This is a genomic window from Corallococcus sp. AS-1-12, assembly GCF_020036995.1.
In the GTDB taxonomy this organism is placed as follows: domain Bacteria; phylum Myxococcota; class Myxococcia; order Myxococcales; family Myxococcaceae; genus Corallococcus.
On sequence record NZ_JAIQDD010000004.1, the window covers coordinates 489003 to 511508 of the forward strand.

Annotated in this window: 21 protein-coding genes; 9 read left to right on the forward strand and 12 right to left on the reverse strand. The window is 71.5% G+C overall.

Annotated elements, in window-relative coordinates:
* The first annotated feature begins 255 nt into the window (after nucleotides 1-255).
* The 3 genes from K8556_RS09295 (at nucleotide 256) to K8556_RS09305 (ending at nucleotide 3956) form a co-directional block, all read left to right on the forward strand.
* Complete coding sequence (locus K8556_RS09295; RefSeq protein ID WP_223739666.1) at nucleotides 256-1899, forward strand: DUF1592 domain-containing protein; 1644 nt, start codon at nucleotides 256-258, stop codon at nucleotides 1897-1899.
* Nucleotides 1896-3221 carry a DUF1552 domain-containing protein gene (locus K8556_RS09300; protein WP_223739667.1) on the forward strand — a complete coding sequence of 442 codons (1326 nt, stop codon included), beginning with the start codon at nucleotides 1896-1898 and terminating at the stop codon, nucleotides 3219-3221. The genes K8556_RS09295 and K8556_RS09300 overlap by 4 nt, the downstream gene beginning before the upstream one ends.
* Nucleotides 3222-3308: 87 nt before the next feature.
* Nucleotides 3309-3956 (forward strand): CAP domain-containing protein, encoded by a 648-nt coding sequence (locus K8556_RS09305; protein ID WP_223739668.1) that lies wholly within the window; start codon nucleotides 3309-3311, stop codon nucleotides 3954-3956.
* Here K8556_RS09305 and K8556_RS09310 read toward each other — a convergent pair.
* The 3 genes from K8556_RS09310 to K8556_RS09320 are packed head-to-tail and all read right to left on the reverse strand — an operon-like array spanning nucleotide 3950 to nucleotide 5864.
* Nucleotides 3950-4906, reverse strand: a complete 957-nt coding sequence (locus K8556_RS09310) for a hypothetical protein (RefSeq protein ID WP_223739669.1) — start codon at nucleotides 4904-4906, stop codon at nucleotides 3950-3952. The genes K8556_RS09305 and K8556_RS09310 overlap by 7 nt on opposite strands.
* Before the next feature lie 59 nt (nucleotides 4907-4965).
* Complete coding sequence (locus K8556_RS09315) at nucleotides 4966-5643, reverse strand: tetratricopeptide repeat protein (RefSeq protein ID WP_223739670.1); 678 nt, start codon at nucleotides 5641-5643, stop codon at nucleotides 4966-4968.
* 8 nt (nucleotides 5644-5651) lie between these two features.
* On the reverse strand, nucleotides 5652-5864 hold the full coding sequence (locus tag K8556_RS09320; RefSeq protein ID WP_120552358.1) for a hypothetical protein: 213 nt from the start codon (nucleotides 5862-5864) through the stop codon (nucleotides 5652-5654).
* 114 nt (nucleotides 5865-5978) lie between these two features.
* Here K8556_RS09320 and K8556_RS09325 point away from each other — a divergent pair, with 114 nt between their 5' ends.
* Entirely contained in the window at nucleotides 5979-6584 is a 606-nt protein-coding gene (locus tag K8556_RS09325; protein ID WP_223739671.1) for a CAP domain-containing protein, read from the forward strand.
* Between the two features lie 15 nt (nucleotides 6585-6599).
* On the opposite strand, the gene K8556_RS09330 is transcribed toward K8556_RS09325, so the two are convergent.
* The 3 genes from K8556_RS09330 to K8556_RS09340 form a co-directional block, all read right to left on the reverse strand.
* Nucleotides 6600-7433, reverse strand: coding sequence for a dienelactone hydrolase family protein (locus K8556_RS09330; RefSeq protein WP_223739672.1), 834 nt, complete (start codon nucleotides 7431-7433; stop codon nucleotides 6600-6602).
* A gap of 191 nt (nucleotides 7434-7624) precedes the next feature.
* Nucleotides 7625-8440 carry an FKBP-type peptidyl-prolyl cis-trans isomerase gene (locus tag K8556_RS09335; protein ID WP_223739752.1) on the reverse strand — a complete coding sequence of 272 codons (816 nt, stop codon included), beginning with the start codon at nucleotides 8438-8440 and terminating at the stop codon, nucleotides 7625-7627.
* Between the two features lie 202 nt (nucleotides 8441-8642).
* Nucleotides 8643-8903 (reverse strand): GlsB/YeaQ/YmgE family stress response membrane protein, encoded by a 261-nt coding sequence (locus K8556_RS09340; protein WP_223739673.1) that lies wholly within the window; start codon nucleotides 8901-8903, stop codon nucleotides 8643-8645.
* A 97-nt stretch (nucleotides 8904-9000) separates the two neighbouring features.
* Between K8556_RS09340 and K8556_RS09345 the strand changes: the two genes are divergently transcribed.
* A complete protein-coding gene (locus K8556_RS09345) occupies nucleotides 9001-10107 on the forward strand; it encodes a hypothetical protein (protein ID WP_223739674.1) in 1107 nt (368 codons plus the stop codon).
* 3 nt (nucleotides 10108-10110) lie between these two features.
* On the opposite strand, the gene K8556_RS09350 is transcribed toward K8556_RS09345, so the two are convergent.
* Nucleotides 10111-11565, reverse strand: coding sequence for an MATE family efflux transporter (locus K8556_RS09350; RefSeq protein ID WP_223739675.1), 1455 nt, complete (start codon nucleotides 11563-11565; stop codon nucleotides 10111-10113).
* 223 nt (nucleotides 11566-11788) lie between these two features.
* Between K8556_RS09350 and K8556_RS09355 the strand changes: the two genes are divergently transcribed.
* Both K8556_RS09355 and K8556_RS09360 read left to right on the forward strand, forming a co-directional pair.
* Nucleotides 11789-12844, forward strand: a complete 1056-nt coding sequence (locus K8556_RS09355) for a DapH/DapD/GlmU-related protein (RefSeq protein WP_223739676.1) — start codon at nucleotides 11789-11791, stop codon at nucleotides 12842-12844.
* A gap of 43 nt (nucleotides 12845-12887) precedes the next feature.
* Nucleotides 12888-13133 (forward strand): hypothetical protein, encoded by a 246-nt coding sequence (locus tag K8556_RS09360; RefSeq protein ID WP_223739677.1) that lies wholly within the window; start codon nucleotides 12888-12890, stop codon nucleotides 13131-13133.
* Here K8556_RS09360 and K8556_RS09365 read toward each other — a convergent pair.
* The 4 genes from K8556_RS09365 to K8556_RS09380 all read right to left on the reverse strand — a co-directional run bounded on the left by K8556_RS09365 (nucleotide 13130) and on the right by K8556_RS09380 (nucleotide 19609).
* Nucleotides 13130-14278: an aromatic ring-hydroxylating dioxygenase subunit alpha gene (locus K8556_RS09365; RefSeq protein ID WP_223739678.1), complete on the reverse strand. Its 1149-nt coding sequence runs from the start codon at nucleotides 14276-14278 to the stop codon at nucleotides 13130-13132. The genes K8556_RS09360 and K8556_RS09365 overlap by 4 nt on opposite strands.
* Nucleotides 14275-15906: a GH3 auxin-responsive promoter family protein gene (locus K8556_RS09370; protein ID WP_255651537.1), complete on the reverse strand. Its 1632-nt coding sequence runs from the start codon at nucleotides 15904-15906 to the stop codon at nucleotides 14275-14277. Before K8556_RS09370 ends, K8556_RS09365 begins: the two co-directional genes overlap by 4 nt.
* 87 nt (nucleotides 15907-15993) lie before the next feature.
* Nucleotides 15994-16755 carry a hypothetical protein gene (locus K8556_RS09375; RefSeq protein WP_223739680.1) on the reverse strand — a complete coding sequence of 254 codons (762 nt, stop codon included), beginning with the start codon at nucleotides 16753-16755 and terminating at the stop codon, nucleotides 15994-15996.
* A gap of 4 nt (nucleotides 16756-16759) precedes the next feature.
* Complete coding sequence (locus K8556_RS09380) at nucleotides 16760-19609, reverse strand: FG-GAP-like repeat-containing protein (protein ID WP_223739681.1); 2850 nt, start codon at nucleotides 19607-19609, stop codon at nucleotides 16760-16762.
* A 105-nt stretch (nucleotides 19610-19714) separates the two neighbouring features.
* Between K8556_RS09380 and K8556_RS09385 the strand changes: the two genes are divergently transcribed.
* Nucleotides 19715-20638, forward strand: coding sequence for a fatty acid desaturase (locus tag K8556_RS09385; protein ID WP_223739682.1), 924 nt, complete (start codon nucleotides 19715-19717; stop codon nucleotides 20636-20638).
* Nucleotides 20638-21264 carry a hypothetical protein gene (locus K8556_RS09390; RefSeq protein ID WP_223739683.1) on the forward strand — a complete coding sequence of 209 codons (627 nt, stop codon included), beginning with the start codon at nucleotides 20638-20640 and terminating at the stop codon, nucleotides 21262-21264. The genes K8556_RS09385 and K8556_RS09390 overlap by 1 nt, the downstream gene beginning before the upstream one ends.
* On the opposite strand, the gene K8556_RS09395 is transcribed toward K8556_RS09390, so the two are convergent.
* Nucleotides 21265-22488, reverse strand: coding sequence for an imm11 family protein (locus K8556_RS09395; protein ID WP_223739684.1), 1224 nt, complete (start codon nucleotides 22486-22488; stop codon nucleotides 21265-21267).
* Between the last annotated feature and the right edge of the window lie 18 nt (nucleotides 22489-22506).

Genomic DNA, 22506 nt, shown 5'->3' on the forward strand with positions numbered 1-22506 from the left:
CTGACCCGCCCTCCGGGGCAGGAGTCGGCGCGCGCGGTACCCTCGCGCATCCCGGGCGCTGCCCGGTCGCGGAACTCCCCTTCCACACGGGTCCCCCGCGCGTGCCCATCTCCACCCCGGGGACGGAGCGTGGCGTCGGCCTGTCGTCACGCCGCGGCTGGTGAGCGTCTTGCTTCTGGAGCGCTCGCCAGGGCCCTTTCACGGCCCGGAGGAGGCGTGCGCGCGGTGACGGCCTGCGGTCGGAGATGGCGGAGGGTGGGCCTCGCGGCGGTGGCGGCGGTGCTGGCCGCGGGCTGCAACGAGGCTCCCCCCAAGGCGCGGGTGCTGCCGGGGCCGGACGCGCCCGGCAACGTGGATCCCCAGGACGTGCTGTGCCGCTCGGCGGCGCGCGACCCGGGCCGCGTCACGCTGCACCGCCTCAACCGCGCTGAATACAACAACACCGTGCGCGACCTCCTGGGCGAGACGGGCTCGCCCGCGAGCAGCTTCCCGCCGGACGACCACGGCTTCGGCTTCGACAACAACGCGGACGTGCTCAGCATGTCCCCGCTGCTGATGGAGAAGTACTCCCACGCGGCGGAAGGGCTGGTGGAGGCCGCGTGGACGCGAGGCGTGTTCAACACGTGCGCGCTCGACCCCGCCCGCCCGGAGGCGTGCGCGCGCGAGCTGCTCAAGACCTTCGCGCGCAAGGCCTGGCGCCGGCCCGTCACGCCGGAAGAAGTCGAGCGGCTGGTCGCGTTCGTCTCGCTGGCCCGGCGGCAGGGCGACGCGCCGGAGGTGGGCGTGAAGCTGGCGCTGCGCTCGGTGCTGGTGTCGCCGCACTTCCTCTTCCGCGTGGAGCTGGACCCCGCGCCCACGTCCACCGCGCCGCACGCCGTGAGCGACCTGGAGCTGGCGAGCCGCCTGTCCTACTTCCTCTGGAGCAGCATGCCGGACGAGGCGCTCCTGCAGGCCGCGGAGGCCGGCCACCTGCACGAGCCGGAGGTGCTGGAGGCGCAGGTGCGGCGCATGCTGGCGGACCCCAAGGCCCACGCGCTGGTGGACAACTTCGCGGGCCAGTGGCTCTACACGCGCGCGCTCGACTTCGCCCAGCCGGAGTCGCGCTACGGCTTCGACGAGCCGCTGCGCCAGGCCATGCGCCAGGAGATGCAGCTCGTCTTCCAGGAGTTCGTCACCGGGGACCACCGCCTCAAGGACCTGCTGGACGCGCCCTTCACCTACGTGAACGACCGGCTGGCCTCGCACTACGGCCTGCGCAAGCCGGGCACCACGGCGATGACGCGCGTGGAGCTGAAGGACCACCCGGAGCGCGCGGGCCTGTTCGGCAAGGGCGCGCTGCTCACCGTCACCGCCAACCCGGACCGCACGTCGCCGGTGAAGCGCGGCGTCTGGGTGCTGGAGCAACTGCTGTGCAAGGGCCCTCCCCCGCCACCGCCCGACGCGGGCGGGCTGGCCCCGGCGGTGGACCCCACGCTCAACATCAAGGAGCGCATGGCGCAGCACCGCGTGAACCCCTCCTGTTCGGGCTGTCACACGCTGATGGATCCGCTGGGCTTCGGCATGGAGAACTTCGACCCGGTGGGCCGCTGGCGCACGAAGGAGGAGGGCGGCGCGGCGGTGGACCCCAGCGGCGAGCTGCCCGGGGGCAAGACGTTCAACGGCGTGGTGGAGATGCGCGTGGTGGTGAAGCAGGACCCGGACCTGTCCGCGTGCATGACGCGCCACCTGCTCACCTACGCGCTCGGGCGCGGCGCGGAGGAACAGGACCGCTGCACCGTGCGCGACATCTCCCAGAAGGCGGAAGGCCGGGGCGGCCGGCTCACCGATTACATCCTCGCCATCGTCCGCAGCGACGCGTTCCTGCAGCGGCGTGGCGAAGCGGAGGGAACGAAGCCATGAGAACCCCTGCCCTCTCCCGCCGGACGCTCCTGCGCGGCATGGGCGCGCTGATGGCGCTGCCGCTCCTGGACGTCATGCGCCCCCGCACGGCCCGCGCCGCCACGCCGGCCCCGCGCCGCTTCGTGGCCTTCTACACGCCCTGCGGCATCCACATGCCCAAGTGGACGCCCGGCGGTGAGGGCGCGGACTACTCGCTGACGCCCACGCTCGCGTCGCTGGCGCCGGTGAAGGGCGACCTGCTGGTGTTGAGCGGCCTGGACAACCTGCCCGGCAGGCCGGACGGCGACGGCCACCACGCCGCCGCCACGGCCGCGTTCCTGTCCTGCGTGAAGGCGCACAAGACGGAGGGCACCAACATCCGCACCGGCATCTCCATGGACCAGGTGCTGGCGAACGCGGTGGGCAAGGCCACGCGCTTCCCGTCGCTGGAGCTGGGCATCGACCAGGGCAAGGGCATTGGCAACTGCGACTCCGGCTACGCGTGCCCGTACGCGAACAACATCGCGTGGGCGGGGCCATCCACGCCCGTGCCCAAGGAGACGAAGCCCCGCGCGGCCTTCGAGCGGCTGTTCGCGGACTTCGACCCGGACGCCACGCAGGCGGAGCTGGCGAAGCGCAAGGCGTACGGCCTGAGCATCATCGACGCCGTGCGCGACGACGCGAAGGCGCTCCAGGGGAAGCTGGGCACCACGGACAGGCGCAAGCTGGACGAGTACTTCACCGGCGTGCGCGAGCTGGAGCTGCGCGTGAACGCGATGGACAGCGGCGGCCCCGCGTGCGGCACGGCCGTGACGCCCTCGGACGACGAGGACGTGCGCGAGAAGACGAAGGCGATGCTGGACCTCGTCGTGCTCGCGTTCCAATGCGACCTGACCCGCACGTGCACCTTCATGCTGGGCAACGCGCGCAGCACCCGCGTGTATTCGTTCCTGGGGCTGTCCGGCGAGCACCACACGTACTCGCACCACCAGCGGGACCAGGCCAACTACGACGCGCTGGCCAAAATCGACAAGTGGGAGGTGGAGCAGTTCTCGTACCTCCTCCAGCGCATGAAGGGCGTGCAGGAGGAGGGCGGGACGCTGCTGGACCACAGCGCCGTGTACTTCTCCAGTGAGATCGCCGACGGCAACATGCACGAGCACAAGAACCTGCCCATCCTGCTCGCGGGCCGCGCGGGCGGCGCCCTCGCCCCGGGCCGGCACATCCGCTACGGGGGGCAGCCGCTGGCGAACCTCTACATCGCGCTGCTGAACATGTTCGGCGTGCCCACGACGACCTTCGGTGACGACGGCACCGGGCCGCTGACGGGACTGGGGGCGTAGGGCAGGAGGGGGCTCGGGCCCCCCGGGGGCCGCCTGCCCCGTTCGGTTCTCCAGCACGCGGGGCCCGGGTGCGGAATGATTCCGCGCATGGCACCTCCTGTGTTCCGTCGCGGGCTCGCCGTGTGGCTGCTGGCCCCGTTGCTCGGCTGTGGCTCCAGCGCGAACGCGCAGCGGCCCGTCTCCGCCTCCACGAAGAAGGCCGCGGCCACCGCCGCCGCGCGCAAGGCCCCCGCGCCCGCGCCCTCCGAGGGCACGCGCAAGCCGGTGCCGTCCGCCGCGGAGCTGAAGCGCGACATGGTGGCCGCGCACAACGAGGCGCGGGCGAAGGCCTCGCGTCCCACGCCGAAGCCGGCGCTGCCCGCGCTCACCTGGTCCGACGAGGCGGCGCGCAAGGCGGAGGCCTACGTGAAGGAGTGCCGCTTCGAGCACAACCCGGACCGGGGCCGCTTCGGAGAGAACCTGGCCGCCGCGACGCCGGACACCTGGACCACCGCGCAGGTGGTGAAGGGCTGGGCGGACGAGGCCGCTGACTACGACCACGCCACCGGCAGGTGCAAGGCCGGGAAGATGTGCGGCCACTACACGCAGGTGGTGTGGCGCACCACGAAGGCGGTGGGCTGCGCGACGCGGCTGTGCACGAAGAACTCGCCCTTCGGCGGCGACGTGAAGACGTGGCAGCTCTGGGTGTGCAACTACGCGCCGCCGGGCAACTGGGTGGGCGAGAAGCCCTACTGAGCCGCGAGCGTGACGACCTCGATGCCGCTCGCCGTGCCCACGGCGAAGCGGCGGTGCGCGGCGTCCAGCGCGAAGGGCGGCGGGGGCGGCAGGTGGTGGCGGATGCTGGCCAGCACCTGCCCCGTGTCCAGGTCCTCCCAGCGCCGCACCACGCGGCCGGTGGAGCGCGACACGAGCTTCGGGTGGCCGAAGAAGTCCACCACGTGCTCCGCGTCCACGACCATCAGCGGGCCCGCGGGCTCCTCCAGCGCCACCTCCGTCAGCACCTTCTTCTCCGTCAGCGAGTACGTGCCCAGGAAGAACCGGGCGTCATCGCGGGACTCCTCCAGCCGCACGAACACGAGCGTGTCGCGTGCGCCGAAGGCCACGGCCGTGAGGAAGAGGCCGTTCTCCACGCCCTCCATCAGCGCGGCGCTGTCCAGCGACGCGGGCTCCTCCAGCGCGCGGGGCACGCCGAACACCGACGCCGCGTCCACCGGGTGCCACATCCACCCCGCGCTCGCCAGGTAGCGCCCGTCCGGGCTGAACTGGAGCCGCGAGTGGAAGATGTCCACCGGGGTGTTGTCGCGCTTCGTGAGGCGCTCGCCCGTGGCGGCGTCCTCCAGCTCCACCACGCAGTACGACTCCGGGCAGTGCGCCAGCAGCGTGCGTCCGCTGGGGAGCGTGTGCAGGGCCACGGGGTAGTCGTAGACGTGCGCCTGGTAGAAGTCGCGCGTGAGCTGCCGCACCACGCGCGTGCCTTCGAGCAACAGCCCCGCCGTCCCCAGTGATTCGTACAGCACGCCGTAGCGGCCGTCCGGGGACATCACCGCGCGGTCGAAGCGGTAGGCGTAGCGGAGGTGCGGGTCGAAGGTGCTGCCGTCCAGGTGGTAGCGCACCATGCCACCCACCGGGTCCACCAGGGCGTCGCCGCTCCAGCAGAGGGAGGACACGGCGCCCGGGGTCTTCAAGGTCTGTCTCTGGAAATCCATGGCGCCGGGGACGGGGGGCCCCGGCGCGGCCTGACGCTTCAGGCGGGGATCATGGACAGCAACTGCTGGGCCTTCGCGCTCAGCTCCTTGTCACCGCCCTGGAGCACCTGCTGCGCGTGGTGACGGGCCTTCGCCGGCTCCGCCAGGCGCAGCGCCAGCGCCAGGTTGAAGTGCGTGGTGGGGTCCCGAGGGTGCGCCTCCAGCACCGGCGCCAGGATGGACGCGGCGAGCGCCGGGCCCTCCTGGGGCACGTGCTCCAGGTAGTGCACCGCCAGGTCGTTGGGCGCGCCCGGGTCCTTGGGCGCCCGCGCGACGGCCTCTTCCAGGAGCGTGCGCACCCGGCCGCGCTGGCCCGCGATGTCCAGGGCGCGCGCGAGCTGCCGGCGGGCCTCCACCGACTCGGGGTCGCGCTGGAGGACCTCCTCGAAGAGGGGCAGGGCCTCCGTCAGCTTGCCGGCGAGCAGCGCGGCCATGGCGTGCAGGCCGATGAAGTTGGGGTTCTCCGGCGCCAGTTGCCGCAGCCGCAGCGCGGCGGCCAGGGCGTTCTGCGTGAGGCCCCCGAGCAGCGACAGGTTGAAGATCTCCTCCCAGAGGACCGCGTCGTCCGGCGCCAGCGTCAGCGCGTCCCGCAGCTCCTGGAGCGCGAGCCCCAGGTCCCCCGTCTCCAGATACGCCCGCGAGCGTTCCCACTGCGCGCGGTAGGACTCCTTGACCATCGTGCTCCTCAACCCCGGAACATCTTGTGGAACAGCCGCATGAACATGCCCGACTTGGGGGCGGTCTCCGGACGGCCGGACTGCTGGTGCTGCGCCTCCGACTGGAGGTCCAGCTTCTGCTTCAGCTTCTTGAGGTCCGGGTCGATGGAGAAGGTGCTGAACTCATCGTTCCCTTCAAGGGCTGTCTGGATCTTCCGCGCGCGGGATTCATCGTGGCTCATGTCGCGTCTCCTGACCGGCCCCCGACCCTATCACGGGGCGCCCGCGCCTCCCCATCCTCGCGGCCCCCCTGTCCGCTTGCCCGCACACCCACCCGCGCGCGGATAATCCCCGCCATGCGACGCCCTTCCCTCCTCCGCGCCCTGTCCCTGCTCAGCCCGTTCCTCCTGCTCGCCTGCATCCCCGACGGGGACCCGGACGACACGCCCCAGGACGCGGGCGTCCTGGAGGACGGGGGCACCGGCGCGGACGGCGGCGGCGTGGAGCTGACGCAGTTCGCCCGCGACATGCTGGACGCCCACAACGCGGCCCGCGCCGCCGCGAAGCCCACGCCGTCCCCCGCGCTGGAGCCGCTCACGTGGGACCCCTCGGTGGAGGAGACGGCCCGCAAGTGGGTGGAGCAGTGCCAGTTCAAGCACAACGACGGCCGGGGCAACGCGGGGGAGAACATCGCCGCCGCCACGCCGGGGCTCTGGGACGCGAAGGGCGCGGTGAAGGGCTGGGTGGACGAGGCGGCGGACTACGACTACGCGAGCAACACCTGCAAGGCGGGCGAGGTCTGCGGCCACTACACGCAGGTGGTGTGGCGCAACACCCGCCGCCTGGGCTGCGCCACGAAGCGCTGCACCACCAACTCTCCCTTTGGTGGCTCCTCCCCGTGGGACTTCTGGGTGTGCAACTACGCGCCCCCGGGCAACTTCACGGGCCAGCGTCCCTACTGAGGGCCCCGTGCCGCCTCAGCGCTTGAGCGTGCGCGCGAGGAACGCGGACGTCTCCGCCCAGGCGGAGGCGGCGGCGCGCTCGTCGTAGCGGGCGCCAGAGGGGTTCGCGAAGGCGTGGTCCGCGTCGTACTCCACGATGCGGCTGCGCACGCCGGCCTCGTCCAGCGCCTTCTCGAAGGCCTTCACCGTCGCTGGCGGGATGGACTTGTCCTTCGTGCCGAAGATGCCCAGCACCTGCGCCTTGATGGTGGAGAGCTGCTGCGGGTCGGTCACCGGGTGGCCGTAGTAGATGACCGCCGCGCTCAGCTCCGGGATGGCCATGGCGGTGCGCAGCGACCAGCCGCCGCCGAAGCACCAGCCGATGCTGCCGGTGCGCGGGGCCTGGATGCGCGGGTCGCTCTTGAGGAACGCGTGCGCGGCCAGCAGCGTCTTGGTGGCCTCGTCGTCGTCCGCGGCCTTCACCAGCGCGAGCGCCTGGTCGGGCGTGGTGGCCACCTTGCCGTGGTAGAGGTCCACCGCGAGCGCCGCGTAGCCCTCGGCCGCCAGCCGGTCCGCCCAGGCCTGCACGTGCTCGTTGAGGCCCCACCACTCGTGGATGACGATGACGGCGGGCAGGGGGCCCTTCGCGCCCGGCGGCAGGCTCAGGTAGGCCTTGGAGCCGTCGGACAGCTCCACCGGCTGGCCCTTGCGCTCGGGGGCGGCGTCCGTGCGCAGGGTGTGCATGGCCTTGAACTCCTCCTCGGAGACGGCGCCCGTGGCGGACGGCGCGCGCGCCACCTCCGCCGGACTGCTCGTCGCGCAGGCGCCCAGCATCAGCGCCGCCGCCAGCACCCACGTGAGCCTCTTCATGTCCGGCTTCATCGTCCGTGTCCTTTCGGGGCCCGGGCAGTCCGGGCCGCTCCCCGCGTGCCCTGGGGGCGTAGCGCGGTGGAGGCGGACGCGCCAGCGCGTTGAGCCCCGGACGCGAAGAGGGCCGGCGCGAGGGGGTGTCCCTCACGTCGGCCCTCGTTACCGCCGCTCCCGCGAGAGGGAGGGGGTGACTACTTCGTCGCCGGGGGCGGCTTGGCGGCCGGGGGCGGCTTCGCGCCGGGGGCCGGGGGGGCGCCCATGCCGCCGGGCATGCCCGGGGGAGCCTCGGGGGGCTTCACGATCTCGAGCAGCTCGACCTCGAACACCAGGGCGGCGCCGCCGGGGATGTTCGGGGGCGCGCCGCGGTCGCCGTAGGCGATGTCGGAGGGGCACACGAGCTGCGCCTTGCCGCCGACCTTCATCTTCTGGAGGCCCTCGGTCCAGCACTTGATGACGCCCTGGAGCGGGAACTGCGTGGGCTCACCGCGCTTGTAGGAGGAGTCGAACTCCTTGCCGTCCGCGAGCGTGCCCTTGTAGTGCACCTTCACGATGTCGGTGGCCTGGGGCTGGGGACCGGTGCCCGCCTGGGTCTCCTTGTAGATGAGGCCGGACTCGGTCTTCACGGCGCCGGGCTCCTTGGCCTTCTCCTCCAGGAACTTCGCGGACTTCTCCTTCTCCGCGTTGGCCTTGCGCAGCGAACGCTCGCGCGCGAGGTCCTGGAGCTTGGGGCCGTAGGTCTCCAGGTCCACGTCGGTCTTCTGACCGGTGACCTGGGCGGTGAGGCCGGCCTTCACGAACTCCAGCTCCTGCGGGGTCATGTCGAACACGCTGATGCTGCGGCCGATGGACAGGCCCAGCGCGTACAGCGTCTTCTGCTCCTCGGTCTGGGGAGCACCGGCGGCGCCCGCCGTCGTGGTGCCGGTGGCGGAGGTCTCGCCCGGCTTCGCGCCCTGGCCCTGGCAGGCCGTGAGGCTCAGCATCGCCGCGATCAGGATCGTCTTCTTCATCATGATGTCGTCGCCTTTCCTTTGGCTCAGCGGCGGCCGACCGCCCCCCGCTGCATGCCTGGGGGCGCGGTCTACTACAGAAAGTGCCCGGCATCCTCTTGGGAACCGTGCTTTCCCCGGAAGGGGGTCCATGCAGGTAGGACAACCGGCCGCCGGCCCCCCAACCGGTGGGACGTCCCGGGATTCCCGGCGGGAGGGGGACCTACCGGGAGCGCCCGCCGAAGGCGGCCTGGGACACCAGGAGCAGGACGATGGCGCCCAGGATGGCGCCCAGGAAGCCGGTGGGCTCCGGGTCGCGCCAGTTCGTGCCCCGCCAGACGGACGTGAGGAAGCCGCCCACGAAGGCCCCGGCGACGCCCAGGAGCGTGGTGCCAATGCACCCCAGGCGCTGGTTCCCGGGCAGCACGGCCCGGGCGATGAGCCCCGCGAAGAAGCCGAAGATGATCCACCCCAGCAGCCCCATGACGTCCTCCGTGTGCGGCGTGTGAACTGGCCCGCAATGTGGCGCACGGGAGGCGGGGGCGGAAGTCCACCCCGTCGCATAGGCTGCCGCGCGACCCATGAGCCCCCTCCGCCGAGCCACCCGGGACGACAACGCCGCGCTGCTGGACCTGTTCGGCGACGTGCCCATGACCGGGGACCTGGTGCTCAGCACGCAGCGCTCGCCGGACTACTTCGGCCTCTTCGCCATGCAGCGCGGGGACGCGGAGGTCTGGGCCCACGGGGAGCCGTCCCGCCTGGATGGCATGGGCGCCATCCACGTCCGCGACGGGTGGCTGGACGGCAGACCGTGCCGCGTGGGCTACCTGGGCGATTTGCGCACCCGCTTCTCCGCGCGCCGCGCCCGGGGCCTGGCCCGGTTCTATGGGCCCGTGTTGGAGGAGACCTCCCGCCGCCATGGCGTGGACGTGTTCCTCACCGCCGTCATGGCCTCCAACGCCGCCGCGCTCCAGGCCCTGGTGCGCCGGGGCGCGTCCCGGGAGGCGCAGCCGCACTACCACCTGATGCGCGCGTTCTCCGCCGTCTCGCTCCAGTTCGTCCTGCGCCGCAAGCCGCGCCCCAGCCGCTACTCCGTGCGCCGGGCCACCGCCGCGGACGTGCCCGCCATGGCCGCGCTGCTGGACGCGGACCACCGCTCGCGCCCCTTCGGCTACCGCTTCGACACCGGCGAACTGGAGCACCGGCTCGCGCACTGGCCGGGGCTTCGCGTGGAGGATTCGTTCCTCGCGTTCGACTCCGCCGGGCGGCTCGCCGGCTGCACTTCGGCCTGGAACCCCGACGCCGTGAAGCGCTACCGCGTGCTCGCGTACCGGGGCGGCATGAGGTGGGTGCGCCGGGGCTTCAACGCGCTCGCCACCGTCACCGGCGCGCCCCGCCTTCCCGCGCCCGGCGGCGACTTCCGCTACTTCTACCTCTGCAACACCAGCATCCCGTCGGAGGACCCCGCCGTCCTGCGCGCGCTGCTGGACGCCGTCTACGCCGCGTTCCACGGCCGGGGCTTCCACTTCTTCACCGTGCAGCAGGACGCCGGGGATCCGCTGGCCCCCGCGTTCGACGGCTTCATCCAGCGGAGGCTCGACTTCCACCTCTACGCCGTCACGCCCGCCTCGCGCCCCCCGAGGACCTTCCCCGGGGGACGCACCGGCTTCGAAATCTGCCTGCCCTGACGCTCACACCACGCGCGTCTTCCAGCGCCCGCGCCGGAACAGGACGATGCCCAGCACGGACATCAACGCGAAGGCCGCCGGCACCGCCCAGTACGCGCCCGCCGAGCCCAGGCCCACCGGATGGGCCAGCACCCACGCCAGCGGCAGCTCCAGCGCCCAGAGACACCCCAGGTCGATGAGCGTGGGCGTGCGCGTGTCCCCCGCGCCGTTGAACGCGGAGGTGATGACCATGCCGTACGCGCACGACAGGAAGCTCAAGGAGAAGATGCGCAGCGCCTTGGCCCCCTCGTCCACCACCGCCGCGTCCGTCGTGAACGCCTCCAGCAGCGGATGCGCGAAGAGGAAGAACGCCACGCCGATGCTGCCCAGCACCATCAGGTTGTACCTGCCCGCGAGCCACACCGCCTTCGCGCCCCGGTCCGGGTCCCCCGCGCCCATGCTCTGTCCCAGCAGCGTGGCCGCCGCGTTGCCCAGGCCCCACGCGGGCATCAGCGCGAACATCACGATGCGGATGGCGATGGTGTAGCCCGCCAGCGCCGTGCTGCCGAACGTCGACACGATGCGCACCAGCACCACCCAACTGGACGTGGTCACCAGCGCCTGCACCATGCCCGCGCCGGACAGCCGCAGCATCGCGAGCATCGTCGCGGGCTCCAGCGACACGTGCTCGCGCCGCACCTGGAGCCGGCCGTTGGACCGCACCAGCCGGAAGAGCTGGTACACCACGCCCGCGCTGCGGCCCAGCGTGGTGGCCCACGCCGCGCCCACCACGCCCAGCTCCGGGAACGGCCCCCAGCCGAAGATGAGACACGGCGCGAGCACGATGTTGAGCCCGTTGGCCAGCATCAACACGCGCATCGCGATGGCCGCGTCGCCCGCGCCCCGGAAGATGGCGTTGATGAGGAAGAGCAGCAGGATGCTCACCACCCCGCCCATCATCACGCGCGTGTAGCCCACGCCGTGCTCCAGCACCCACGGCGAGCCGCCGAGCGCCGCCAGCAGCGGCCGGGCGAAGACGATGCCCGCCACGGCCAGCACCGTGGAGATGACCACGCCCAGGCCAATGGCCTGCACCGCCGTGCGCGCCGCCCGCTCCGCGTCCTTCTCTCCAATGCGGCGGGCCACCATCGCCGTGGCGCCGATGCTCAGGCCCATGCCGGCCGCGTAGATGATGGTGAGGATGCCCTCGGTGAGCCCCACCGTGGCCACCGCCTCCGCGCCCAACCGGCCGACGAAGGCGACGTCCACCACGGCGAACACCGACTCCATGCACATCTCCAGCACCATGGGCACGGCCAGCAGGAAGATGGCCCTCCCGAGCGGCAGCCGGGTCAGGTCCTGCTCCGAGCCGTGCAGGGCCTCCTTCACCAGGGACCCCAGTCCCTGCTTCACGGCGTCGCGGCTGGCCACGGGCTCGGGCGCCTGGGCGTGGCGGTCCGCCAGCGGTGTCTCTTCCACGGGGTGAGGCCTTTCGAGAGCGAGGGGACTTCCTACCGCGAAACGCCCACACGTGGCGCCCAGCGACGCCGCTTCCTACGCCGCTGGCTCCCCACTCCTGACATCTGAAGGTGCCGCACCCACCCTCATCGGCCCGGCGGGCGAGCGTCCGCTGTTGGACGGGGGCGTCGTGCCTTTGGACAACATGCCCTTGGGAGGGCCAGGAGTAGCTTGCTGCATCCCGATGAGTTCCCTATCCGCGACCGCCTCTCTCCTGCCCACCGCGGTAGGTCCTCATTTCACCCTCGCCTCGTCCGCGCGACTGCTGGGCACCACGCAAGTGGGGCCCGGGGCCATCATCTCCCGCGGCGCGGTGGTGCGCTCGGTGGGGGGCTCCGTGACGTTGGGAGCCTTCTCCACGCTGCGCGAGGACGCGGTGGTGGTGGGCACGCCCGAACGGCCCACATCCATTGGCGAGAAGACCCTGCTCGGTCCGCGCTCGCTGGTGATGGGCGCGCGCGTGGGGTCCCTGTGCGACATCGGGGACGGCGCCATCCTGATGCCCGGCGTGACGCTGGGCGACCGCTGCCTGGTGGGCGAAGGCACGGTGTTGCCGCCGGGCATGACGGTGCCGGATCAATCCGTGGTGCTGGGCCGGCCGGGACAGGTCCTGCGGATGCTCTCCTCCGAGGACCTGACCCACCTGCAGCAGCGACGGGGCGGTGACCTGTCGCTCCCCGCCGCTCCATTGACTCCTTTCTCCGCGCGGGACCGCGCCGAGGACGCCCCCATGGGACAGTTGTATGCCTTTCGCGACCGTCACCCCTTCGTCCACCCCACCGCCACGCTCTTCTCCTCCGCGGAGGTGTCCGGTGACGTGGTCATCGGCGCGGGGGCCATCATTGGCGCGGGCGTGAAGATCACCGGCGACCTGAACGGCCCGGTGCGCATTGGGGCGCGGGTGCAGATCCTGGAGAACACGGTGCTGCACCTGCAGCCGGACACCATGCTGGTGCTGGATGAAGGCGTGGTGGTGGGCCCGGGCTGCGTGCTGCACGCGTGCAACCTGGGCGCGGGCACGGTGGTGGAGCCCGGCGCCATCCTCTGCGAGGGCAGCCACCTGGGCAAAGGCTGCCACGTGGCGGCCGGAAGCCTGGTGAAGGCGCGCGCGGTGTTCCCGGACTACGCGCTGGTGGAGGGCTTCCCCGCGGCGCAGGTGGGCACGCGCACGTCGCCGCCTGAGCCGCCGCGCTGGGTGCTCAGGCCGGAGGACCTGCCGGGCCTGCGGCGCATGGGGTGAGAGGGTTTGCACCGGCCGTGCGCCCTCTGGCAGGGTCGCGGCCATGGATTCCGTCAGTTCCCTCATCGAGATCGCGGGCCCGCTGCTGCTGGGCCTGGCGGCGGCGTGCCATGCGTCCAACGCCATGGCGACGCTGATGTGGCTGCATGAGCACCTGCCGCCGATGCCCTTCCCGCTCACCCTGGGGCTGATCCACTGGGTCTTCCTGGGCGCGACCTTCTTCTCCGGCTACTGCCTGGCCCTGATTCCGTCCTCGGGGGCCGAGGAGACGCAGGCCAGCACGGTCTAGACCCAGAAGACCACGTCGCGCTCCGCGTCCTCGGGGCCGGGGCCGTGCGCGCCTTCGCGCAGCCAGCGGCGGTACGCCTCGATGTCCGCGTGGTGCAGGTCCGCCTCCGTGCTGGAGTACACGCCGCCGCCGGGGCCGTCCGTCAGTCCCTGGCGCTGCGTCTCCATGATGACGACGTCCTGCTGGATGACCTGCCGCGTGTACCAGCGCACCAGCGGGGTCAGCGCCCGGCCCACCCATGCGCCCGGCACGTCCACCGGCAGCCGGTAGCTGATGGCCGTGTACACGAGCGTGTCCGTGGGCCCGATGGGCGTGCACTGTGAGTTGATGGCGAAGCCGCTGTCTCCCCACTGGTAGTCCACGCGCGTGACGTTGGGGACGATGAACTCATCCGTGTGCACGAGTGGCAGGCCGCGCGGGTTGAACAACCGCCCCAGGCCGGTGAGCGCGTCCTCCTCCTGGTGGTAGGTCATGCGCACCCGGCCCGCGTGACGCTTCACGGTGGAGGGGACGCGCTTGCGTGTGGGATTGCGGAACCAGCCCCGGTGCACGAAGGACGTGTGCGGCACGTCCATGAAGTTCTCCACCAGGTTCGTCACGCCGTTCGCGAAGCGCGTGACCATGAAGTACACGGTCCAGCCGCGCTCACCCCAGTAGGGGACCCGGAAGGGCTCCGCTCGGGCCTGTGTCACGTCCTTGCCCAGGTAGACGTAGACGAGCCCGTCCTGTTCTCGCGTGGGGAAGCGCGCGAGCTGTCCCACGTCACAGGGCGCTGGCTTGAGCCCTTCGTGCGCGCAGGCTCGCGTGTCCAGCTTCTCGCCGCGTTGGGGCGGGCCCAGCGCGGGGATCTCCACCACCGCGCCGGACGCGTCGTAGACCCAGCCGTGGTACGGGCAGCCGATCCGTCCGTCGAAGACGTCTCCTTTCGACAGACGCGCGTTGCGGTGGAGGCAGCGATCTCTCAGCGCGGAGGGGGCGCCGTCGGGTCCCCGGAAGAGGACCAGCCCCGTGCCGAACACGGTGCGCGCGACGGGCTTGTTCGCGGGCAACTCCGTGGAGAGACAGGCCACGTACCAGAAGTCCTTCAGCGCGCCGCAGCGGGCGAGGTCCGCCTCCGCGTCCAGATCCACCGTGGGCATCGTCATGACGTCCCTCTTCCGAACCACTCCGCCCAGCCGGCCTGACGGTGCAGGTCCACGGGCTTGATGTCGCCCGCGCGCTGTCCGAGATGGATGCATCGGGCCTCGTAACGCCGGGCCCCCTGTGTCACGCGCACCGCGCGCACCGGGCCGAGCTGTCCCAGCTCCCGTGCGTAGCGGTAGTGATGGCCTTCGCACAGGGCGCGCTCCACCTTCGCGGCCAGTGCGTCGGTGGGTTGATCCGTCTCGACGAACAGACGGTAGGCCGGCGGTGTCCCCCACTCCGGCGCGAGCATGGCGAAGGCGGGACGTGTGGGGCCCAGCGCGGCATCCAGGACCGTGCCCACTCGCGCGGCGGAGAGCTTCTCGCCCACGAGGTCCGACACGGCATCCGCCCGGCCGAGGAACCGCAGGCAGGGCGTCGCGTGCACGAAGCCCTCCACGCGGACGAGGTCCCCCAGCCGGTAGCGCAGCAGCCCGCCGGACGTGGAGAGGAGTACCGCGTAGGTGCGTCCCGCCGTCAGCTCGTGCGCCAGGAGTGGGCGTGCGTCCGGGTGCTCCGGATCCATGAATTCGATGAAGTGGCTGCGGACCGCGAGCACCGGCGCGGGTGCTTCGAAGAGGGGCACCGTGAGGACACCCTCCGTGGCGAGCAGGCCCTTGCCCTGGACCTCGACGCCCGGGAAGCGGCGGCATGCGCCGGCCACGGCGTGCGAGGCCTGGGCGTCCGTCCACATGCTCAGGAGCGCGAGCCCTGGCCAGAGCGTGCGTGTGGAGGACAGTCCGTCACGCAGTCGCTGGGCACTCGGGATGTCTCGTATGCCCTGGAGCCCCTGTACGAGCGCTGTCCAGGCAGGGTCATTGCCCACGGGCGCGCCTTCCGCGTCATGTTCAGGGGGCCGCAGCGTGCCGCGCTCCAGGTCCTCCGCGAGCCGTTCGCCGTGCCGCTCCAGTGCGTCCATCAGCAGCGTGAGGAAGCTGGGGTTCCAGACGCTGATCAACGACAGGCTCGTGCACCGCACGAGGTACCACAGCGTGACGTAACGGCACGGTTCGACGTGGGGAGCCTGGCCCACCGAGCCCGGCACGGCGAAGACGCGCGAGAGCAGCGGCTGCAACGGGCGCGGGAACCACGCGCTGTCCTCCGCCGAGCCCACCGGGATGCCTCCCGAGGTCCTGTGCAGTCTCCGGCCCAGCGGGGAGATGGACCAGTAGCTGGGGCCCTCGCGCACGGCGGGACGGCGCAGGAAGACCTCGTGCAGCATGGGCGCGAGCGCGCGCTGGAACTCGCGCAGCAGGCCCTGTGTCACCGGCACCCGCTTGGACGCGCCCGAGGAGCCACCGGACAGCTCGAAGCGCAGCACGGGTTCGCGCGTGAGGACCCGCGCTTCTCCTCGCGCGACGCGCTCGACGTCTTCCGCCACCGTGTCCGGCGTGGCGATGGGCACCGCGTCCTGGAACTCCCGAGCGGTGCGGATGCGACCGAAGTGCGGCGCCCGCGCCGCCTGTGCCGTGCCCTCCACGGCGCGGAGGACGCGTGTGAGGCACTCCGCCTGCGCGGCTTCGGGCTCGCGCAGCGCATGACGGAAGCGCAGCGCGGACGGCGTCAGCGCCGCCATCGTCGCGGAGAGCATCGCGCGGGAAGTCAGCACGCCTCACCTCCGCACGGAGCAGCGAGCCGCGCGGACGGTGTCAGCCGAGCCATCGTCGCGGTCAGCACGTCACGTCCCCACGCGGACCCGCGAGGTGTCCCGCTCCTTGCGTGCCCAGCGGCGGAGCTGGCCCCAGACACTTCGTGCCAGCGCCCTCGCCAGGTCCCAGCCGCGGATCTCCACCAGGCACACCAGCTCCTCGCCCTCGGCGTGGCCGGGGTTGCGCTCCGCGAACCAGGCGATGTGCGGATGGGCCGCCGCGTCGCGGTCGATGGGCGAGACGCCGTCCCGCACCCGGTAGTGCTCGCCATCGAAGCGCAGCGTCCCCTTCGCCGCGTCGTACTGCGCGCCGAACCACCGCGTCGCCAGCCCGTGCAGGAACTCCGAGCGCCCCTCCGGCGGCGTCCAGTCCCGGCGAGGATGCGTGCGCGGGAAGTAGTTCACCGCCAACAGGTACGTCTTGTATCCGCCCGAGAGGAGCAGCCAGTACAGCGGCCTCCACGGCCGGCGCAGCTTGCGCGCGAGCAACAACCTCCCGAACACCACCTGCAACGTCTTGTGGCCCCACCAGTCCGGGTGGATGACCGTGTCTCCCGAGTACAGCACCTCCGCCCCGTCCTCCTCCGCCACCCGCACCGTGCTGAACCCCACCAACTCCCGCGTGCGCCGGGCGTGCAGCAGGAACACCCACTGCTTCGCGTCCAGGTCCGCGTGGAAGCGCTCTGCGCTCACGCCCACGTAGCAGCACTGCATCAGCGCCAACATCCGCGCCCGGGTGCCGGCGTCCAGGTCCTCCCGCCGCACCGTGGTGCCCTTCATCGCGGAGAGCATCGCCTCAGGGCCCTCCCCGCAGCGCCGTGGGCGCGGGAGGCTGGCGCACTTCCTGGTAGCGGTCCGCCTCCAACGTCACCTCCTGCGGCGGCGCGCCATACCAGTGGATGACCGCCTTCACCGGCCCCGCGTGACGCCCCAGACCGAAGTGCAGCCGCGGATCCGCCGACGCGGAGAACCCGCCCATCAGCCCCACCTCGCGCACCTGCTCCACGCGCTGGCCGTTCTCCTCGTAGGACACCACCACGCGCGTGCCCACCGCGCTCCGGTGCGTGCGCTGCCCGTCCCCCACCAGCGACAGCCCCACGAAGTGCGCGTCCGGCTTCGCGTCCGTGGCGCTGGCTCGCAGCGTGTTGCGGTACAGCGACACCGGCGCGTGCTGGTTGGTGATGAGCACGTCCAGGTCGCCGTCGTCGTCCAGGTCCGCCATCAACACGCCTCGCGAGTTGTCCGGCGCCTCGATGCCCACCTCCTTCGCCACGTCCACGAAGTGCCCCGGCCTCGCGTCGCCCAGGTTGAGGTACACGCGGCGCGCCTCGTTCGGATAGAGCACGCGGCCCCGGATGTCGCCCCACTTGTCCGCGTACGTGTGCACCTCCGGGCCGGACTGCATCAGCTTGTGGTTCACGTACCAGTAGTCGTTGCGCTGCCCCGCCGGGATGCGCCACTTCTCCGCGTCCAGGCGCGCGTCCACCATGCCGTTCGCCTGCACCAGGTCCGGCCACCCGTCATCATCCAGGTCCCCCGCCGCCGCGCCCCAACCGAAGCGGCGCTCGTTCAGCGCGCCCCGGAAGGTGGCCTCGTCCTGGAAGCGCGGCACGAAGGCGTCCTCGCCCGGCCCCACCATCCACAGCAGGCTGCCCTCCGCCTGGAGCGAGTGGTGCACGTTGGACACGTACACGTCCAACCAACCGTTGCGGTCGAAGTCCGCGACGCTCGCGTTCATGCCCTTGTACGTGTCGCGGCCAATCTCCCCGAAGCGGTCGCCCACGAGGTGCCGGAAGTGCCGCCCGCCCTCGTTCAGGTAGAGGTCGTCCGGCCCGAAGTCGTTGGCCACGTAGAGGTCCGTCCACCCGTCGTGGTTCAGGTCCACCGTGCTCACCGCGAGCGACCAGTGCGTCTCCTTCAGGCCCAGCGCGTCCACGTCCTGCTTCTCGAACGTGCCGTCCCCCCGGCCCCGGTAGAGCGCGTTCTTCCCGCCGTTGCTCGCGTTGTGCCAGCCGTCATGCATGAAGCGCAGCATGCGGCGGTCCCCCGCGGACTCCGGCTCCGGCAGCTTGAAGAGGTTGAGCGGCGGCGCGGGCTCCGGGTAGTCCGGCAGGTGCGTGGCCATCGCGTTGAGCACCAGCAGGTCCAGGTGCCCGTCCCGGTCGTAGTCCAGGAACGTGAGCCCCAGGCTCACCGCGTGGTCCGTCACGCCCGCGGACTCCGTCACGTCCTCGAAGCCCGCCGTGCCCGTCTCGCGCAGCGTGTTGCGCAGCAGGCGCACCGGCCCGAAGGCCACCGCCACCGCGAGGTCCAGGTCCCCGTCCCCATCCCAGTCCACGAACGTCCCGCCGCCCGCCAGCCCCTCCTCCTTGTAGCGGGTGGCGAAGCGCTCCAGCGCGGGCACGGAGACGCGCTCGAAGCGCAGCCCGCCCAGGTTGCGGTACAGGCCCGCGTGGTGCTCCGGCGTGCCCAGCGGGTGCGTGAGGAACAGGTCCAGCCTGCCGTCCCCGTCGAAGTCGCCAGTGGCCACCGCGTCGCCTACGGCAACCAGCCACTTGGCGACGTGGGCCACTCGCGGATCCAGCTCCTCCAGCGTGTGTCCCATCCGCGAGTCCAGGCCCGCCTGCTGGAGGTCCTGCGCGTCCAGGTGGAACGCGAGCGGCGCCTGACGCTCCCCCTGCGCCGCCGACACCGAGTAGCCCGTGGCCAGCGCCGCCCCGAGTCCCCCCACCACGCCCACGCGCTTGAGCATGTCCGGGGCCAGGAGCCGGCGCAGCGACGCGCCCCGGGTGCGCCACAGCTCGCGCGCGTGCATGAACACGAAGCGGCAGGTGGCCACGGTGAGCGCCGCGTAGAAGAACGTGTAGACGCTCTCCTTCAGGTGCAGCACCAGGTCCACGCAGGTGATGGCCAGCGCCACCAGCACCTGGGCCTTCGGCGTCGCGGGCGACGTCGCCGGGTCGGTGAGCATGTAGAAGACGAAGATGAAGAACGACGGCGCGCCCAGCGTGCCCAGGAACAGCACCTCCGGCGGCAGGTGGTGGCGGAGGATGAACGCTCGCAGCGCCGTCTGGAGCGAGTAGAAGGTCAGGAAGCTCACCACCAGCCAGCCGCGCCCCACGCGGAAGAAGAACAGCACCAGCGCCGCCATCACGATGAAGGCCGACAGCGCGACCTCGCCGTTGGCCCACTGGTAGGCGGGCGCGGCGGTGATGAGCTCGCGCGTGGTGAGCAGCGACACGGCCACCGCGAACATCGACGGGTTGAAGACGTGCCGCCCCTGGAAGGTCAGCACGTACTTGGAGCCGATGGCCAGCCACACCGGCAGCCACAAGAGCGTGCTCGCGTGCGAGTAGTTCAGGAGCAGCGCCAGCGAGCAGCACGAGATGTACGCGGAGAGCGGCAGCTCCTTGCGCCGCTTGAGCACCTGGCCCAGGACCGCGTCCAGCAGCGTGCCGGAGACGACCAGGAAGGCCATCTGCCCGGGGCTGCGGTTGAAGCCGAAGAAGGTGAAGCCCAGCACGCCGTAGAGCGTGAGCAGCGCCGCGAAGGGCAGCCGCGGGTCGTTCCAGCGGGGGAAGACCCAGCCGCCCCACTCCACGCGCGTGCCCGCGAGGGCCGGCTGCGTCGGCACATCCACACTCATGATTGACCGTCCCGGTGCACGCGCGGAGCGTGCCGCGCCCGTCTCCGGGTGTCCAATCCGCGCGGGGCTTGCGTCCGGCGCCCATGCGTGGAGTCCTGGCACCCGATGTCCTCTTCCCTGCCTCGCCGCGCGGCGGTGCCTCGCGAGCTGCTCGTTCCCGCGACGCCCCCCGGACTGCTGCGCCTGGCGGCCGTGGAGTGGGCGGGGATGGCCCTGGGGTGGGCGGTCATGGCTTGGGCTCCTCCGGTGCTGAGGCCGTTGGCGGTGCTCGCCGTCGCGGGACGGCTGCATGCCCTGGGCGTCCTGCTTCATGACGCGGTCCACCTGCCTTCGCGAAGACGCGAATGGAGACTGTGTCTGCTGGAGGCCGTCGCGGGATATCCCATCGCGTCCACGCTGGCGGCGATGCGCTACCACCATCTTCGCCATCACCGCGACGCGGGGCTGCCGTCGGATCCGTACCGCAAGCCTCCGGATGGAGGACCGCTGCGCACGGCGTGGCGGTGGTTCCTGCTCCTGAGCGTGATTCCCGGCTGGGTGCTGCGGGGACCGGTGGGGCTCTGCGCGTGGGTGCTGCCTTCGCTGCGCACGGCGTATGGGCGCGTGTTCCTCCAGGACCGCTCCGGGCGGGTGCTTTCACGCGACGCGGAGGTGGCGGCGTGTGCCCGGGCGGAGGCGGGGCAGGTGCTGTTCCACCTGGGCGTGCTGGCGCTGGCGGTGCGGTGGCCTTCGGCGGTGCTGTGGGGATATGGGGTGCCGTTGCTGGTGGCGTCCGGGTTCAATGCGTACCGGCTGCTCGCGGAGCACACCGCCGCGCCCGTACAGGGGCGGACGCTGGGGGATGTGTTCGCGTGCACCCGCGACCATGGGCTCGGGTGGTGGGGGCGGCTGGCATTGGCGCCCCGGCACATCGGGATGCACGTGGTGCATCACCTGCACCCGCAGGTGTCCCTCACGCACCTGCCCCGGCTTCGCGCGTGGTACGTCGAGCGGTTTCCCCACCACTATCCCCGGCCCCGTTCCTCCTGATGCTCACTTCGTCGACGCGGGTGTTCCTGGTGGTGGCGTTGCTGGCGTGCGCGAGCGTGGCGCTGGGGTTCCGGCGCCGGCAGAACGCGCAGGGCGGCCGGGGTGGGCGCATCTCCGGGCCGAAGCTGGCGTGGCTGCTGTACGCGGTGTTCCTCTGGTTCCTGGTGTGCCCGCTGGTGGCGCTGGATGCGTCCGTGCCGGTGGAGGCGCGCCTCGTGCTGGGGGCGTTCGCGGTGTCCATGTGGCTGCGCGGTGCGGCGGAGCTCTACATGCTCTATGTGTCGCGCAACTGGCGGCCGCCGTATGGCGTGGGCCATGACCTGGGGTGCGTCGCGCTGGTGGGGGCGGGGCTCGTGTACACCGGGGAGAAGTGGGCCGGGGTGCTCGATGGGCGCGATGTGTGGGCGCTGGCGTTGGTGGGCCTGGTGCTGGTGAGCCTGATGGTGGAGGTGGCGTACGCGGCGCTGTTCCACCAGGCCGTGGAGGGACGCACCACCGGCGAGGACGGCGTGTGGTTCGCGGACGCGGAGCAGGAGCGGTTCCGGCGCATCAACCGGCTGACGCTGGCGCTCAACGTGCCGCTGTATGGAGCGCTGGCGGTGTGGCTGGTGCTGGGGATGCGGTAGCTACACCACGGGCTGGCGCCAGGCCTTGGACAGGTGGCCGGGGTGGGTCCGGTTGAAGCGGTGGAGCAGTTCCTCCCGGCCGTGCTCCAGCAGGTACGTGAGCTCCCGGGGCATCAGCGTCTTCACGGTGACGAGCCGGACCTGTCCGTCCGGCATCGTGAAGTGGCTGGGGAGCGCTGGGGTGTCCATGCCCAGGAGCACGGCCACGCGGCCTTCTTTCGTCAGGAGCGGCTCGGGCATGCGCTCTCCGTCCACTTCCATGGAGAGGATGCCGGTCCTCGCGGGTTCGCGCAGGTGTTCGTGGCCCACGAGCTCGTTGGCGATTCGTTCCAGCAACGTCACGGGCCAGGTGGCCTTCGGCTCGTCGGTTTCCAGCGCCAGCTCCAGGCCGAAGCCCACGGAGGGCTCCACGGTGTCCACGAAGAAGTCGGAGAGGCCGTCCGTCACGAAGAGGGTGCGCCCTTCGGGACGGTGGATGACGCGCCAGACCTGGCGCCTCGCGGGCCAGCCTCCTCCGACGACGATGGGGAGGATGGCTTTGTCATCCAACGTGCCCAGGGTGCGCCAGAACGCGGTGCGGGCCGTTTCGGTCCGGTCGTAGAGCACCTTGAGCTTGCGACTGTGCTCGCGCTGTTCCGGGGTGACTTCACTGGGCCCGGTAACCTCTCTGAACGCCATTCCCGTGGCGCCTGAACGCTCCAGCGCATCCTTGATGTCCTCGGAGACGAGGAGCGCAACGGTCCACCCCCAGGGACGGAAGACCTTGGCATCGCCCACCTTCGTCGGATCGATGCGCATGCCGTAGACGGCTCGATAAGTCCCTGTCAGTTCAGGTCGGTCATCCTCTGGCAGCCAGTACTTCACCTCGGCGGACTGCTCGTCATCAATGCATCGGACGGTCCGCGTCGCGACGAGGATGAAGTAGGGCTCGGACTGTCCTTCGACCTCGACGGGAATGAGCTGCACGTCGTCCTGAGCCAGTTCCGCGAACACATTCGCGACGCGCCTGTGGACAACAGGCGTCCCTCCCACACTCGACGTTGAGAAGTCTTGAACCACTCCCGGATGCCCAATGGGAATCGTCAGACGCTCATCGACCTGGACCGGGCAGCCATCCGCGAACTGCCAGATGTCATCGATCTCTTGCCCCTGGGCGTTCGTTGCTTCGCCTGGGAGCCAGCGGTCACGGATATCCATGTCGTCGAGAAGTTTGAAGTACCTCATCGGGATGAGCCTTCCTGG